We start from the raw sequence: 14,630 nt of genomic DNA, 5'->3' as shown, positions 1-14,630 counted from the left end.
ATGGCCTGCTTGCCCAGGATCACGAGGCCCGGCTGTTCCTTGTCGACCAGGGCCTTGAGCAGCTTGGCGACGGACAGCGGCTGCAGTTCTTCGGTGGTCTCGACCAGGATGGCGCGGTCGGCGCCGATGGCCATGGCCGTGCGCAGGGTCTCCTGGCACTGGGCCACGCCGCAGGAGACGGCGATGACTTCCGTGACCACGCCCTTCTCCTTCAAGCGCACGGCCTCTTCGACGGCGATCTCGTCGAAGGGGTTCATGCTCATCTTCACATTGGCGATGTCGACGCCCGTGTTGTCCGACTTGACCCGAACTTTCACGTTGAAGTCGACCACCCGTTTGACCGGTACCAGGACCTTCATGCTTGTGGCTCCAAAGAGTTATGCGAATTGACGTTTACGTAAACTGGAATTCTATGCGGCGGTGCACCAAGCCATTTTCGTCTGAGCGACAAAGACGCGGCACTTTCAAAAAAGAACGGTCGTTCGTTTTTTCGATTATAGGCGGGCCATTCTGCCCGTTTAGGTGATCAGCTCAAAAAGGTGTCGGCAGCAAGACAATTCGCCGACCACATGGTCGGCGAATTCGGGTAAGTCTGGACCGTTCATGCCGCGGTGCAGGCTTACAGTCCACCACAACCCATTAAGGAGCCTTCTGAATGAAACGTTTCGCGTTCCCCCTGGCTGCGGCTGCCGCGCTGCTGGCAGGGCCTGTTGCCGCCCAGACCGTGCTCACGGTGTCGAGCTGGCTGCCGCCCACCCATTCGCTGAGCATCGCCCAGAAGGAATGGTGCGACATGCTCGAGAAGAACACCTCGGGCAAGATGAAGTGCAACATCCTGCCGCGCGGCGTCGCCGCGCCTCCGGGCACGCTCGACGCCATCAAGAACGGCCTGGCCGACGTGTCGTTCACCGTGCACGGCTATACCCCCGGGCGTTTCCTTTACACCCAGATGGCTGAGCTCCCCTTCCTAGGCAATACGGCCGAGCCGATTTCGGTGGCCTTCAACAAGGTCGCGACGAAGTACCCGCAATTCGCCGCCGAGCACCAGGGCGTCAAGGTCCTGGCGTACTTCACCCATGGTCCCGGCATCGTTTTCAACACCAAGCGCCCGATCACGAAGGTCGAGGACCTGAGCGGCCTGAAGTTCCGCGTCGGCGGCGGCATGGTCAACGAGATCGCCAAGACCCTCGGCATGAACGTCACGCTCAAGCCGGCCCCGGATTCCTACGAGTTGCTATCGGGTGGCGTCATGGACGGCACGCTGTTCCCCGCCGAGTCCACCGAGTCCTTCAAGATCGACAAGATCATCAAGCACGCCACCTTCTTTCCCGGCGGGCTGTACAACACCAGCTTCATCTTCCTGATGAACCAAGCCAGGTACGACAAGCTCAGCCCCGACGAGAAGAAGGCCGTCGATGCCGTATCGGGTGACAACGCCGCGCGCATCATGGGCCGCAACTGGGACAAGGTGGACCGCCGCGGCATCGCCTTGATGCAGGCCAATGGCGTGCAGATGGTCAAGGCCGATCCCAAGTTCGTGGCCGACGTCAGGGCCAAAACCAGCCCCCTCGAAGAAAAATGGGTGAAGGACGCGGAAGCCAAGGGCCTGAAGAACGCGGCGAAAGTGCTGGCCGAGTTCCGCTTGGAAATCGCCAAGGCCGAAAAGTAATCCCGCCCCTGGCGGCCCACGCGGCACTCTCCGACAATGGGGTGCCGCGTTTCTACATGCGCGCCAAGAAAGAGAACAAGATTTGAAGAAGCTGCTCGAATTCCTTTGCGGCCTGCTTGCCGGCGGCGCCCTGTTCGCCATCATGGTCCTGACCTTTTTCGACGTGCTGGGCCGCAAGTTCGCCAGCAACTCGATCCCGGGCTCGCTGGAACTGACCGAACTGCTGATGGTCGTGGTGATATTCGCTGCGCTGCCACTGGTGTCGGAGCGCGGCGAGCATGTCGCCTTCAATTCGCTGGATCACTACCTGCCCCACTGGGCGCTGCGTGCGCAGTCGGCCCTCGTCAACGTCATCTGCGCTGTCGTGTTGCTGGCCCTGGGCTGGCTCATGTGGGAAACCGGCAACCAGTTCCTGGAAACCGGCGAGACCACCGCGCAGCTGAAGATCCTTAAGGCGCCCTTCATCTATGGCATGGGCCTGTTGTGCGGCTTTACCGGCCTGGTGCACCTGGTGCTGGCCGGCACGCCGCCAGCCGAACTCGCCGAAGGCGAAGGAGCCGCCCTGTGATCGAGGCGCTGCTTGGCTTTGTCGCCATCTTTTCGCTTGCGCTTCTGCGCATGCCGCTGGCGTTCGCCATGGGGCTGGTCGGCTTTGGCGGCATCGCCCTCACCCGCGGGCTGCATCCGGCGCTGGCCAGCGCCGCGCAGGTGGTGTACGAGACCGGCTTCGCCTACACGTTGTCGGTGATCCCGCTGTTCATCCTGATGGGCAACTTCGTTGCGCGCGCCGGGCTCGCCCACGAACTGTTCCAGGCCGCCTACGCATTCATCGGCCATCTGCGCGGCGGCCTGGCACATGCCACGGTGGCGGCCTGCGCGGGCTTCGGTGCCATCTGCGGCTCGTCCATCGCCACGGCGGCCACCATGAGCAAGGTGGCCTATCCCTCCATGCGCAAGCTGGGTTACAGCGCGTCGCTCTCCACCGGCGTGATGGCCGCGGGCGGCACGCTGGGCATCATGATCCCGCCGTCGACCATCATGGTCATCTACGGCATCATCACCGAAACCAGCATCGCCAAGTTGTTCGCGGCCGGGGTGATCCCGGGCCTGCTCACGGCGCTGGCGCTGATGCTCGGAATTTCCGTGATCACTTCGCGCGACCCGGAACATGCGCCGCCGGGCGAGCACACCTCCTGGCCCGACCGCTGGCGCGCGCTGCGTGGCATCTGGGGCGTGGCGCTGTTGGTCGTGGTGGTGCTGGGCGGCATCTATGGCGGCCTGTTCACGGCGACCGAAGGCGCAGGGTTCGGGGCCGCGGGCGCCTTCTTGTTCGCCCTGGCGCGCGGGCGCCTGACCTGGACCATCCTCTACCAGGTGCTGGTCGAGTCGGCCCGCACAACGGCCATGCTGTTCACGCTGCTGATCGCGGCCACTATCTTCGCCAACTTCGTCAACTTCACGACGATGCCGAATGACCTCAAGGAATGGATCACCCACCTCGGCCTGTCGCCGACCATGGTCATCGCAGCGATGATGCTGATCTATGTCGTGCTCGGCACCGTGATGGAAGAACTGACCATGGTGCTCCTCACCATTCCGCTGTTCTTCCCCATCGTTACGGGGCTGGGGTTCGATCCGGTCTGGTTCGGTGTGCTGATCGTGATGATCGTGCAGATCGGGCTGATCTCGCCGCCGGTGGGCATGAACCTGTTCGTCATCAACGCCCTGTTGCCGGAAGTTGGCCTGCGGCAGATCTTCCGCGGCTGCTGGCCCTTCGTGCTCATCATGATCTTCATGCTGGGCCTCCTGATCGCCTTCCCGCAGCTCAGCCTTTGGTTGCCGTCGCTGATGAAGTAGGGCCCTGCGGATCCTGCTTCAGGTGCACCACCCGCTGCGGATACGGAATGTCGATATCCGCAGCGCGCAATCCCCTGAGCAAGCCCAGGTTGACCATCGAACGCACGGTGGGCTGCGGATTGGCGAGATGGTCGATCCAGTAGTGCAGGCTGAATTCGAGCCCGTCCGCGCCGAGCTTGGCCAAATGCGCCACGGGCTGCGGCTCCTTCAGCACAGCTTCGCACGCCAGCGCCGCGCCGCAGAGGATTTGCTGGACCTGGTCGGGGTCGCTCTCGTAGCCGACAGTCACGTCGCTGGTGAGCTGGACGCGGGTGTCCGCCAGTGAAAGGTTCTCCACCCGCTCGGTGATCATTTTCTCGTTCGGGATCACGGCTTCACGCCCGTTGCCTCCGCGGATCAGCGTGTAGCGGGTCTTGATGTCGGTGACGACGCCCTCGAACCCATCCACCTTGACCGTGTCGCCGATGCGGATGGAGCGTTCGAACAGGATCACGAAGCCGCTGACGTAGTTGGCGGCGAGCTTCTGCAGGCCGAAGCCCAGGCCGACGCCGATGGCGCCGCCCAGCACCGACAGCGCGGTGAGATCCACGCCCACCGCCGACAGCGCGAACAGCAGGCCCACCAGCAGCAAGGCCGAGCGGATGACATTGGCCGCGACCTTGCGCAGCGACAGGTCGTCCAGCGTCCGGTTCAGAACCCGCTTCTCGATCGCGGCCGAAATCCACAAGGCCATCACCAGCACCACACCGGACGACAGCACCCCCTGGACCACGCTGAGCAGGCTGATCTTGGACTTGCCGAATGCGAATTGGATGGCGTCCATCTCGGCCATCACCGCCGGCAGCAGGCCCACGATCCAGAGCACCGCGGCGATCCAGGCCAGCCAGGAGAACAGGCGCTCGACCAGGCGTGCCACCCGCGACTGGGGGAACACCACCGTGAACACGCGGGCCAGGAACCGGATTCCCGCCAGGGAAACCAGGACGGGCACGGCCACCTTGAGCAGCGCCACCGGCTGGCTCAGGCCCAGGACCAGCTTGGCGCTATAGGTGAGCACCAGCGCCAGCAGCGGAAACAGCAGGCCGTCGATGATGGCGCGCCCATACCAGACAGAGTCGGGCGGCTGCTTGCGCCCGGTCAGCCAGCACACGCCGAAGGCCACCGCCAGGCAGCCCAACAGTACGGCGAACTCCAACGGCAATCCCGGATGGCCCAGTCCCTGGACCAGCTTGTCGATTTCGGTCATGAAGTCAGTTCCAGGAAGGCTTGCGTTTTTCGGTGAACGCGGTGACGCCCTCCTGGGCGCAATGATCCATCATGTTCACGGCCATGGTCTGGCCGGCCAGCTGGTAGGCCGCCTCTATCCCCATTTCGCGCTGGCGGTAGAACAGCTCCTTGCCCATCGCGATGGCCACGCGCGGCTTCTGCAGGATGCTGGCGACCAGTTTTTCGATCTCCGCATCCAATTGGTCGGCCGCCACGACCCGATTGACCAGCCCGCGCTCCAGCGCCTGCTGCGCGCTGATGAAGTCACCGGTGACCAGCATTTCCATGGCCTGCTTGGGCGCGATGTTGCGCAGCAGCGGCACGCTGGGCGTGGCGCAGAACAGGCCGAAGTTGACGCCGCTGACCGCAAAGCTGGCGTCGGTCGAGGCGACGGCCAGGTCGCATTGCGCCACCAGCTGGCAGCCCGCAGCGGTGGCGATGCCCTGCACCCGCGCGATGACGGGCACCGGCAGTTTCTGGATGCTCAGCATCATGCGGCTGCATTGAGCGAACAGCCGCTGGTAGTAATCAAGCGCCGGCTCGGCGATCATTTCCTTCAGGTTGTGGCCGGGGCAAAAGGCCTTGCCCGCCGCGCCCAGCACCACCACCCGCACGGATTCGTCCTGCGCCAGCCGGTCCAACGCCGCTTGCAACGCGGCCAGCATCTCCTCGCTGAGGGCATTGAAGTTCTGCGGGCGATTCATGGTGAGCGTGACAGCGCCCCGCGCGTCGCGTTTCTCGATGAGTGCTGGGTCGTTCATGGTCATAGATCGGCAAGGACGCGAATATGGGCCTCGACGCTGCGCCCCAGCGCGTCGAGGTTGTAGCCGCCTTCCAACGAGGACACGATGCGGCCCTTGGCGTGTTTTTTGGCGATGTCTTTGACGCGCGAGGTGATCCAGGCGTAGTCCTGCTCGACCAGGCCCATCTGGCCCAGGTCGTCCTCGCGGTGGGCGTCGAAACCGGCGCTGATGAAAATCATCTCGGGTTTGAAAGCGTCCAGCCGGGGCATCCAAACCTGCTCGATCAGCTCGCGAACGGCCATGCCCCGTGTGTAGGCCGGCACAGGCAGGTTGACCATGTTGGCGGCGTGCGCCCCGGCGCCGGTAAATGGGTAGAAGGGATGCTGGAAAAAGCTCACCATCAGCACCCGCTCGTCACCCGCGAGGATGTCTTCAGTGCCATTGCCGTGATGCACGTCGAAATCGACGATCGCCACGCGCTTCAGGCCATGGCGATCGAGCGCGTACCTGGCACCCACGGCCACGTTGTTGAAAAAGCAGAAACCCATGGCATGGTCGCGGCAGGCGTGGTGGCCGGGCGGCCGCACCGCGCAAAATGCATTTTCCAGCTCGCCCGCCATCACGGCGTCGGTCGCCGCCAGCACCGCCCCCGCAGCCCGCAGCGAGGCGTTCCAGGTATGGACGTTCATCACGGTATCGGGGTCGATCTGGGCGTAGCCGCGGCCGCCGGCGGCAATGTCATCGGCCAGCTCCTGGCCGACCCCGCGCATGGCGGCCACGTGCATTTTTTCGTGGGCCAGTTCGATGTCCTTGACCGAGGCCAGGGGCGCCTCGCGGCGGTCCAGCGCATCGCCGATGCCGGTGACCAGCAGCCGGTCGTCGATCGCGTCCAGCCGCTCGGGGCATTCGGGATGGCCCGGCCCCATTTCGTGTTTCCTGCAATCGGGGTGCGTGAAATACCCGGTTTTATTCACGTGCAATGCTCATCGGTGCGCGATTTCGGATAACGTTCTGCCATGGAAGCACAACAAAAACTCAGAGCGCTCCTGGACCAGCTTAACACGGTGATTGTCGGAAAACCCGCCCAGGTCCAGGACTGCGTCGCCTGCCTGCTGGCAGGTGGGCACCTGCTGATCGAGGACGTTCCCGGCGTCGGCAAAACCACCCTGGCCCATGCGCTGGCGCGCTCGTTCGGCCTGCACTTTTCGCGGGTGCAGTTCACCGCCGACCTGATGCCCAGCGATCTGTCGGGCGTCTCCGTTTACGAACGCGGCAAGGAAGCATTCATCTTCCACCCGGGTCCGGTGTTCGCCCAGATCCTGCTGGCCGACGAGATCAACCGGGCCAGCCCCAAGACCCAGAGCGCACTGCTGGAGGCCATGGAGGAAAAGCAGGTCACCGTCGAAGGGGCAACCCGGGCCCTGCCCTCGCCTTTCTTCGTGATCGCCACGCAGAACCCGCACGACCAGCTGGGCACTTTCGCCCTGCCCGAATCGCAGCTGGACCGTTTTTTGATGCGCATTTCGCTGGGCTACCCCGACCGCGCCGCCGAGCGTGAACTGCTCAATGGCGCCGACCGCCGCGGGATGGTCGAGTCGCTGCACGCCACGCTCACACCGATGGACTTGCATCTTCTGCAGCAGAAGGTGTTGCAGGTCCACGCGGCCGAGCCGTTGCTCAGCTATGTGCAGGACTTGGTCGCCGCCACGCGCTCGGGCCGCTGGTTCCTGCAGGGCCTGTCCCCGCGCGCCGGCATCGCCGTTGTCAGAGCGGCGAAGGCCCAGGCCCTGATGAGCGGCCGGGACTACGTGGCCCCCGACGATGTGCAGGCCATCTTGCCGCAGACGGTTGCGCACCGCATGATTCCCGTGGGCGATGCCGGCCGCGGCCCCATAGAGCAGGTGCGCGCCATGATGGAGGCAGTGCCACTGCCTTGAGCGCCATGGATGCCGCGGCCCTCAATCCCATCTCCTTCGCTCGCCACCACTTTCGCAAATGGTGGCAGGCACGGTTGCCGCTTTCCGACACCACCACGCTGACCCAGCGCAACGTCTACATCCTGCCCACGCGACCGGGCTTCATGCTCGGTGCCACCCTGCTCGTGTTGCTGGTGGGCTCCATCAACTACCAGCTCAACCTCGGTTACCTGCTGACGTTCCTGCTGGCCGGCGCCGGGGTGGTGAGCATGCACCTGTGCCACGCCACATTGCGCGGCTTGCGGATGAATCTGCTGGCGCCGGCCGCGCAGTTCGCAGGCGCCAGCGCCACCATCTCCATCGTGTTGACCAACAACCGGGCCTCTGTTCGGCACGGTATCGGCCTGGCGGTGCTCGAGGCCACCCAGCACGACCGCTGGGCGTGGGCCGATGTTCCGGCTCTGGGCCAGAGCATCGTGAGCGTGGCTTTCAAGCCGGCCCGCCGCGGTTTGCATCGCGTGCCCCCGCTCACCGCCGAAACCCGTTTCCCGCTCGGCACCTTCCGGGTCTGGACCGTGTGGCGGCCGGCCGCGCAAGTACTGGTCTATCCGGCTCCCGAGTCGATCCCGCCGCCCTTGCCTCCGGGGGAGCCGCGCGCCGGCGGGGCCGCGACCGCCCGGCTGCAGAACACCGGTGAATTCGATGGCGTGCGCGCCTACCGGCGAGGCGACCCGCTCAAGCTGGTGGTCTGGAAAAAGGCCGCCAAGGCCGACGAACTTGTCAGCCGCGACATGCAGCAGGCGCAGCGCTATGAGCTGTGGCTGGATTTCTCGCAGGCCGGCCAACTCGACGTGGAGCGCAAGCTCTCGCGCCTGGCGGCGTGGGTGTTGCAAGCCGACCGGCTGGGGCTGGACTATGGGTTGCGGGTGCCCGGACAGGAGATCAGCCCTGCAAGCGGCGAGGCACATAAGCGGCGCTGCCTGGAGGCCCTGGCCTTATGCTGAACCGCCTCAACGCCCTGCCCCGCGACAGCCGCGACACGCTGTTCCTGTTGGCGGTCGTGGGCTGGATCGTCCTGCCCCAGGTGGGCAACCTGCCGCTGTGGTGCACGGCGCTTACGGCATGCGTGCTGGTGTGGCGGGGCTGGCTGGCGGTGACCTCCAGACCGCTGCCGGGTGGGTGGTGGGTCTTCGGCCTGCTGGCTCTGAGCCTGGTCGCTACCGTGGCAACCCATCGCACGGTCCTCGGGCGCGATGCGGGCGTCACGCTCATCGTCCTGCTGCTGGCGCTCAAGACGCTGGAGCTGCGTGCCCGCCGCGACATCTTCGTCATCTTCTTCCTGGGCTTCTTCACGATGCTCACGAACTTCTTTTTCTCGCAGTCTCTACTCACGGCCGCAGCCATGCTGGTGGCCCTGTTGGGCCTGCTCACCGCCCTGGTCAATGCCCACATGCCCGTTGGCAAGCCCCCCTTGCTGCAGGCGGCGCGCACCGCCGGCTGGATGGCGCTCCTGGGCGCGCCGATCATGATGGTGCTTTTCGTGCTGTTTCCGCGCTTTTCGCCGCTGTGGGGCATCCCCAGCGATGCGATGAGCGGGCGCAGCGGCCTGTCGGCCAACATGCAGGTGGGCAACATCGCCAGCCTGGTGCTGGACGAAGGCATCGCCATGCGGGTGAAGTTCGAAGGCCCCGTCCCGCCGCAGAGCGATCTCTATTTTCGAGGGCCGGTCCTATCCACTTTCGACGGCCGCGAGTGGCGCGCGCTCCGGCTCCGGTCGGGCTCACGGTCCACTGCCGTCGGCGCACAACTGCAGGTGATGGGCCAGCCGATGCGTTACGAAGTAACGCTGGAGCCCAACAACCGGCCTTGGCTGCTGGTCCTGGACGCTGCGGCGCAAGCGCCTGCAATCCCCGGCGTCGAAGCCGTGATGACCAGCGAGCTGCTCTGGGTGGCCAACCGTCCCGTGACGGACCTGCTGCGTTACAGCGCCGAGAGCTATCCCATCTTCCGCCACGGGCCGCGCAGCGCCTTGGCGGCGGTGCCGCCCGAATACCTCGAGCTGCCGCCCGGCTTCAATCCTCGCACCTTCGCGCTGGCAGCCGAGTTGCGGCGCGATCCGCGGCTGGCCGCCGGCGGGCCGCCGCTGCTGATACAGGCCGCGATGGACCGGCTGCGCACGGGCAACTACCAGTACACGCTGGAGCCCGGCGTCTATGGCCAGCACACCGCGGACGAATTCTGGTTCGATCGCAGGGAAGGCTTTTGCGAGCACATTGCGTCGGCATTCGTGATCCTGATGCGCGCCATGAACATTCCCGCCCGCATCGTCACGGGCTATCAGGGCGGCGAGCGAAATTCCGTTGATGGGTTCTGGGTGGTGCGGCAGAGCGATGCCCACGCCTGGGCCGAAGTGTGGCTGGCCGGCCAGGGCTGGGTGCGGGTGGACCCCACCTCGGCCGTGGCGCCCGGGCGCACCGGTGCTTTCCAGCGCTTGCAAGCCCCGCGCGGCGTGATCGAAACGGCCTTGTTCGGCAGTGTCTCGCCCGACATGGCCGTGCGCCTGCGCTCGGCCTGGGAAGCGCTGAACAACAGCTGGAACCAGTGGGTGCTGAACTACAGCCAGAGCAAGCAACTCGATCTGCTGCGCAGCCTCGGCTTCGAAACGCCCGGCTGGGAAGACCTGAGCTTCGTCCTTCTGATGCTGCTTGTAACAGTCGCCATGTGTGGTGCCGCCTGGACTTTGTGGGAGCAAAGCCAGCACGATCCGTGGCTGAGGTTGCTCAACCGTGTGCGCAAGCGCCTGGACGGGGCCGGAATCGAGCTGCCACCGGCGGCTCCCCCACGTCAAATCGCGACGGCTGTCACAACACGTTTCGGGGAACGCGCTTCCGGGCTGGCAGACTGGCTGCTGAAGCTGGAAACTCAGCGCTACGCCCGCAACCCGGCGGTGAGCCTGAAAACTCTGCAGCGCGAATTCAAACAACTTGCCTGGCCCCTGTGACTTCCCGACTCCTCCTCATCGCCATCCTGTTCCTCGCGGCCGGCGCCGCTTCCCTGCCCGCAGCTGCGCAAAAAACCAGGAAAGTCAGCTCAGCCGAGCGCAACGGCCAACGGGGCACCCCTTACGCCGGCAATGAGGACGCCATGCGTTGGGCCGATGAGGTCGCCCAGAAACGCGGCCTGGACCGCGATTGGGTGCGCGAGGCGGTCGGCCGGGCGCAGCTCCTGCCGACCGTGGTCCGGCTGATGCAGCCTGCACCCCCCGGAACGCCCAAGAACTGGCGCGTGTACCGCAGCCGCTTCATCGATCCCATACGCATCGGTGCCGGCCTCAAGTTCTGGCAGGACAACCAGGCCACACTGGAACGCGCCGAGAAGGAGTACGGCGTGCCGGCCGAGATGATCGTGGGCATCATCGGTGTGGAAACCATCTACGGCCAGCAGACGGGAACCTTTCGAGTCATCGATGCGCTGGCGACGCTGTCTTTCAATTTTCCTCAAGTGCATCCGCGAGCAGCCGAGCGCAGCGAATACTTTCGCGGCGAGCTGGAGAATTTCCTGGTGATGCAAAGCCAGCTGGGCGGCGATCCGCTCTCACCGCTGGGCAGCTATGCAGGGGCCATGGGCATGCCCCAATTCATGCCCAGCAGCTGGATGAAATGGGCGGTGGATTTCGACGGCGATGGCCGGGTGGACCTCACCCGCAGCCCCGCCGATGCGATCGGCTCCGTGGCCAACTACTTCAAGAGCTATGGCTGGCAGCCAGGTATGCCGACCCACTACCCCGTGAGTTTCGACAGCACCAAGCTCGACAAGGAGGGGTTGCTCGTCCCGGACATCCTGCCTACCTTCAGCGTGGAAAGCTTCACTGCCAAGGGCGCCGTGCTGGAGGGTGCGGCTTTGGAGCACAAGGGCCCGCTGGCACTCGTCGAGCTGCAGAATGGCGATGCCGAACCCCAATACCTCGCGGGCACGGAGAACTTCTACGTGATTACGCGCTACAACTGGTCCAGCTACTACGCGATGGCCGTGATCGAACTCGGCCGAGAAGTGAAGCAGGCGATGGCCGCGAGCCAATCTGCAGTTAGCGCCGGGCGCTAACGCTGCGTGGCAGGGATGAAGATCCCATGAAAGTCCCCTGCAGCCTGGTCGCCCAACTTGACCACCGTCAACAACTTGCGGCTGGCCACGTCGATGATGCCGACCCCGGGGGTTTCGCCCACGGTAGCGTGGGGCATCGTCGGAGCCGGCTTGGGCCCGCGCAGAGTGACATAGGCCCGGCGGTTATCCGGTGACAGCACGATGAGATCCGGAGTCTTTCCGACAAAACCAATCGCAGCCGGCGGCTGCTGAATCGGCTGGCGAATCGTATTGAGCGGGTGCAAGGTTACGTTGCTGCTCACGCGGTGGACAACCCACAGTGTGTTGCGGGCTGGATCGACCACGGCCCCGTGGGCGTCCTGCCCCCACTTCGTCAGGTCATGGCTGGCAAGCAACTGCGGTTCGCTTTTCACATTGAACACATAGAGCCAGGACGAGTGCATGCCACCGGCGGTGACGTACATCTCCTCGCCCGAGGGCGACAGGGCGAAGCCACACCCGTGCTCGGCGATGGCGTTCTTCCCCCAGCTCTTGCTCACGCTCCATGTCTGCAGGTCAACCACCGCCAGGCCACCATTGAAGAGCGTGGTCAGCATGTACCGGCCATCCTGCGAAAAACCGAAACAGACCGGGCGGCGGCTGGGATAGAGGGCCGAGTCGGCCAGACCCGGCACCGCTTTCAGATCGAGGAAGCGGCCAATCTCCCACTTGGGCCCGGCGCTGCGCACCAGCTCCGTGATGGTTTCACCGCGGTCAGGCCGGCCATCCTTGACCTCCTGGGGGCCAATATTGGCGACGTAGATACGCTCGGGCTGCTTCGGATTCGGCTGGGCGGCGTGCGGCGATTTCCCGATCGTGTTGATGACCGTTTTCACCGTGCCGTCCTTGCTGCCCAACACCGTGATCGAATTGGATACGGTGTTGGCGCTGTACACGTACTCGTCTTTAGGCACACCCCATAGCATGTGGGGCCGCTTGACCGCACCCAGCGTGGCCCCGTCGATGGTGCGCAGGGTCTTGCCCTCGGGGTCCAGGACATACAGGGTATCGGCGTTCTGATCGACCGCCCAGACTTCGTACGCTGGAGCTGCTCGCGCCCCCGGCCTCACGTCGCCGCTCGGAGCGCTGGTACACGCGGCCAGGGCCAACACCACTGCAAGCAAGATCACGAACCCGGTTTTCTTGGTCATCTTCGCTCTCCCACCACGGAAAGTGTCCGGATTCGTTGGAGTCCTGGCGCAAGCGAAGGTTCGTGGCGGGACGCCACAGCCGGACCACGGGGTCAGGTCGAGCACCGGAACGACGTTGTCGAGCAGGATATTGGCCTTCTTGTTCAGCGCGATCACGTCGCTCGCATTGTCCGGTCAGTTAGGCGGCAACATGGGTAGCGAACCGCAACCGGTTCCCATCAGGATCGACGATGACCATTTCCCGTGACCCCCAGGACGTATCCGCGGGTGGCGCCGTTTTCGCAAAGCCGCGAGCAGTGAAGTCGCGGTAGCAATCGTCGACATCCGGGACGATGAAATATACAGCGCCGCCCACTTGGCAGTCCCCGGTGTGTTCGGTGAGAAAGATGGTTTGACAAGCACGCGTGAGTTGCAGGAACAAGGGGGAACCTGGCTCGAACTGGTGCTGCCAATCGATCACGAAGCCCAGGCCTTGCAGGTAGAACGGCAGGCTGTCACGCGCGCTCGTGATCCTGAGCTGCGGAATAACTGTTTGGCTCAAAGTGCTGCTCACGTTTTTGACATTGAATGGTTCGGTCTCATTTACCGCGTAGGAGCAGCCCTACCGCCAAAAAAAACCTCGTCCGATGACATGTGAATCAATAGGTAGCACGATGACAACATGATCATAGGAGAGTCAAATGCCAACACCAAGCAAGACACTGATCGACCTTGAAACGAAGTTCTGGCAGTCAATGGTCGACCAGGATACCGATGCAGCCCTGGAGATGCTAAGCGAGCCCGCACTCATGGTCAGTTCGCACGGGGCAATGAAGTTCGACCACGCCGGCTACCGGAAGATGGCCGAGCAAGGTTCCATGGTTCTGAAATCTTTTGAACTCAGCGACATGGAGGTCGTCTTCCCCAACGAAACGACGGCAATCCTGACGTACCACGTCAAGCAGGGAGTCGCACCCCGGGGCAAAGGCGAGAGCACGGCGCAGGAAATGAATGACACGTCTACGTGGGTCCAGAACGGCGCGCGCTGGCAATGTGTCATGCACACCGAGACGCCTGCCGAAGCAAAGCACGCGGCGCACTGAACGCTTCCCGGCTACGTGACGTTGCGAACTTCGGCGGCGAGGCGATCGAGATTCTGCTCGTTCGCCTCCACTACGAACGCCGCAATACGCTCCCGATGAGCCGCGGTGTCGAAGACCTGCCGCCAGCCGACCAGGGTCTGGTTCCCTCGAGCTGCAAATGTGATGGTCATGACAAAGTGGTGCCCCTCGGAGAGGTGCTCGAACACGATGCGCTCCGGAGCGACTACTTCGCGAAACACGCTCTCGTTCGGGTAACTGGTTCCGTCGGGCCCATGCATCACGAAACGCCATTTTCCGTCCCGGCAAAACTCGAACACCTCGAAGGTGCTTGAGAAGCCGCTCGGTCCCCACCAGCGCGCCAGGTGAACAGGATCGGCGAACGCGCGAAAGACGCGCTCCCGAGGTGCGTCGATGAGCCGCGAATGGACGAACTCGCGGCCAGCTGTGGGACCGGAACCGGAGCCGCTGTCGCGCTCCCAGTGGAACTTGTGCAGAACCCGATGTGCAACCGGCGCGATGGCCAGACCGGCCATGACCAGGAATACCAATCCTGCGTAGAGCGCATACAGGCCGGCAAACAACTTGCCTCCATCTGTTCGTGGCGCGTCTACAGGTCCCATTCCGCCCAGGAGCATGGCGGCATTCAAGAAGGCGTCTCGCCACGGCAGGTGCTCGAAATAGATGTAGCCTGCGATTCCGAAGAGAAGCGAGGCGAGTAGCAAGGCGAATGCGACTGCGAAGTGGAGCAGCACCCGCCTGACGAACCGGGCGTGAGGGATTGGTGGATGGACTTTGGGCTCGTACAC

General features: G+C 64.2%; 15 protein-coding genes. 8 read left to right on the top strand and 7 right to left on the bottom strand.

The window, feature by feature from the left end; translation table 11 throughout:
* Positions 1 to 359 (bottom strand): electron transfer flavoprotein subunit beta/FixA family protein (locus tag HNE04_RS08655; RefSeq protein WP_172218121.1); only part of this gene is annotated, 359 nt, incomplete at its 3' end.
* A 296-nt stretch (positions 360 to 655) separates the two neighbouring features.
* Here HNE04_RS08655 and HNE04_RS08650 point away from each other — a divergent pair.
* The 3 genes from HNE04_RS08650 to HNE04_RS08640 all read left to right on the top strand — a co-directional run bounded on the left by HNE04_RS08650 (position 656) and on the right by HNE04_RS08640 (position 3,526).
* The gene (locus tag HNE04_RS08650) at positions 656 to 1,669 is read left to right on the top strand and encodes a TRAP transporter substrate-binding protein (RefSeq protein ID WP_172218120.1); all 1,014 of its coding nucleotides are present in this window, start codon (positions 656 to 658) and stop codon (positions 1,667 to 1,669) included.
* Positions 1,670 to 1,751: 82 nt separating this feature from the next.
* Positions 1,752 to 2,237, top strand: coding sequence for a TRAP transporter small permease (locus HNE04_RS08645; RefSeq protein WP_235964868.1), 486 nt, complete (start codon positions 1,752 to 1,754; stop codon positions 2,235 to 2,237).
* Positions 2,234 to 3,526: a TRAP transporter large permease gene (locus HNE04_RS08640; RefSeq protein WP_172218119.1), complete on the top strand. Its 1,293-nt coding sequence runs from the start codon at positions 2,234 to 2,236 to the stop codon at positions 3,524 to 3,526. The genes HNE04_RS08645 and HNE04_RS08640 overlap by 4 nt, the downstream gene beginning before the upstream one ends.
* On the opposite strand, the gene HNE04_RS08635 is transcribed toward HNE04_RS08640, so the two are convergent.
* From HNE04_RS08635 to HNE04_RS08625, 3 genes are read right to left on the bottom strand one after another with little or no spacing between them, the layout of a single operon-like run.
* Positions 3,495 to 4,772 (bottom strand): mechanosensitive ion channel family protein, encoded by a 1,278-nt coding sequence (locus HNE04_RS08635; RefSeq protein ID WP_172218118.1) that lies wholly within the window; start codon positions 4,770 to 4,772, stop codon positions 3,495 to 3,497. The two genes, HNE04_RS08640 and HNE04_RS08635, sit on opposite strands and share 32 nt — an antisense overlap.
* Before the next feature lie 4 nt (positions 4,773 to 4,776).
* On the bottom strand, positions 4,777 to 5,553 hold the full coding sequence (locus HNE04_RS08630) for an enoyl-CoA hydratase (RefSeq protein WP_407926593.1): 777 nt from the start codon (positions 5,551 to 5,553) through the stop codon (positions 4,777 to 4,779).
* 2 nt (positions 5,554 to 5,555) lie between these two features.
* Positions 5,556 to 6,509, bottom strand: a complete 954-nt coding sequence (locus HNE04_RS08625; protein WP_172218116.1) for a histone deacetylase family protein — start codon at positions 6,507 to 6,509, stop codon at positions 5,556 to 5,558.
* Positions 6,510 to 6,551: 42 nt separating this feature from the next.
* Here HNE04_RS08625 and HNE04_RS08620 point away from each other — a divergent pair, with 42 nt between their 5' ends.
* From HNE04_RS08620 to mltB, 4 genes are read left to right on the top strand one after another with little or no spacing between them, the layout of a single operon-like run.
* Positions 6,552 to 7,472: an AAA family ATPase gene (locus HNE04_RS08620; RefSeq protein ID WP_172218115.1), complete on the top strand. Its 921-nt coding sequence runs from the start codon at positions 6,552 to 6,554 to the stop codon at positions 7,470 to 7,472.
* Positions 7,473 to 7,477: 5 nt separating this feature from the next.
* Complete coding sequence (locus HNE04_RS08615; RefSeq protein WP_172218141.1) at positions 7,478 to 8,455, top strand: DUF58 domain-containing protein; 978 nt, start codon at positions 7,478 to 7,480, stop codon at positions 8,453 to 8,455.
* Positions 8,449 to 10,452 carry a transglutaminase family protein gene (locus HNE04_RS08610; RefSeq protein WP_172218114.1) on the top strand — a complete coding sequence of 668 codons (2,004 nt, stop codon included), beginning with the start codon at positions 8,449 to 8,451 and terminating at the stop codon, positions 10,450 to 10,452. Before HNE04_RS08615 ends, HNE04_RS08610 begins: the two co-directional genes overlap by 7 nt.
* Positions 10,449 to 11,552 (top strand): lytic murein transglycosylase B, encoded by a 1,104-nt coding sequence (gene mltB / locus HNE04_RS08605; protein ID WP_407926592.1) that lies wholly within the window; start codon positions 10,449 to 10,451, stop codon positions 11,550 to 11,552. Before HNE04_RS08610 ends, mltB begins: the two co-directional genes overlap by 4 nt.
* On the opposite strand, the gene HNE04_RS08600 is transcribed toward mltB, so the two are convergent.
* Positions 11,549 to 12,898, bottom strand: a complete 1,350-nt coding sequence (locus HNE04_RS08600) for a YncE family protein (protein ID WP_172218113.1) — start codon at positions 12,896 to 12,898, stop codon at positions 11,549 to 11,551. The genes mltB and HNE04_RS08600 overlap by 4 nt on opposite strands.
* Positions 12,899 to 12,920: 22 nt before the next feature.
* The gene (locus HNE04_RS08595) at positions 12,921 to 13,295 is read right to left on the bottom strand and encodes a bleomycin resistance protein (protein ID WP_207717486.1); all 375 of its coding nucleotides are present in this window, start codon (positions 13,293 to 13,295) and stop codon (positions 12,921 to 12,923) included.
* Between the two features lie 127 nt (positions 13,296 to 13,422).
* On the opposite strand from HNE04_RS08595, the gene HNE04_RS08590 reads away from it, so the two are divergent.
* Positions 13,423 to 13,824 (top strand): nuclear transport factor 2 family protein, encoded by a 402-nt coding sequence (locus tag HNE04_RS08590; RefSeq protein WP_172218112.1) that lies wholly within the window; start codon positions 13,423 to 13,425, stop codon positions 13,822 to 13,824.
* An 11-nt stretch (positions 13,825 to 13,835) separates the two neighbouring features.
* Here the strand turns inward: HNE04_RS08590 and HNE04_RS08585 are convergent, their stop codons facing one another.
* Positions 13,836 to 14,630, bottom strand: a complete 795-nt coding sequence (locus HNE04_RS08585; protein ID WP_328700292.1) for an SRPBCC family protein — start codon at positions 14,628 to 14,630, stop codon at positions 13,836 to 13,838.

Origin of the sequence: Caenimonas soli (genome assembly GCF_013155545.1) — a bacterium.
Classification (GTDB): Bacteria; Pseudomonadota; Gammaproteobacteria; order Burkholderiales; family Burkholderiaceae_C; genus Ramlibacter; species Ramlibacter soli.
This window is presented reverse-complemented; position numbering and strand designations above follow the sequence as displayed.

What these genes read in the sequence shown, in the direction of transcription:
- HNE04_RS08650 (WP_172218120.1), top strand. Translation starts at nt 656, where the DNA reads ATGAAACGTTTCGCGTTCCCCCTGGCTGCGGCTGCCGCGCTGCTGGCA.
- HNE04_RS08635 (WP_172218118.1), bottom strand. Translation starts at nt 4,772, where the DNA reads ATGACCGAAATCGACAAGCTGGTCCAGGGACTGGGCCATCCGGGATTG.
- HNE04_RS08630 (WP_407926593.1), bottom strand. Translation starts at nt 5,553, where the DNA reads ATGAACGACCCAGCACTCATCGAGAAACGCGACGCGCGGGGCGCTGTC.
- HNE04_RS08620 (WP_172218115.1), top strand. Translation starts at nt 6,552, where the DNA reads ATGGAAGCACAACAAAAACTCAGAGCGCTCCTGGACCAGCTTAACACG.
- HNE04_RS08615 (WP_172218141.1), top strand. Translation starts at nt 7,478, where the DNA reads ATGGATGCCGCGGCCCTCAATCCCATCTCCTTCGCTCGCCACCACTTT.
- HNE04_RS08610 (WP_172218114.1), top strand. Translation starts at nt 8,449, where the DNA reads ATGCTGAACCGCCTCAACGCCCTGCCCCGCGACAGCCGCGACACGCTG.
- HNE04_RS08590 (WP_172218112.1), top strand. Translation starts at nt 13,423, where the DNA reads ATGCCAACACCAAGCAAGACACTGATCGACCTTGAAACGAAGTTCTGG.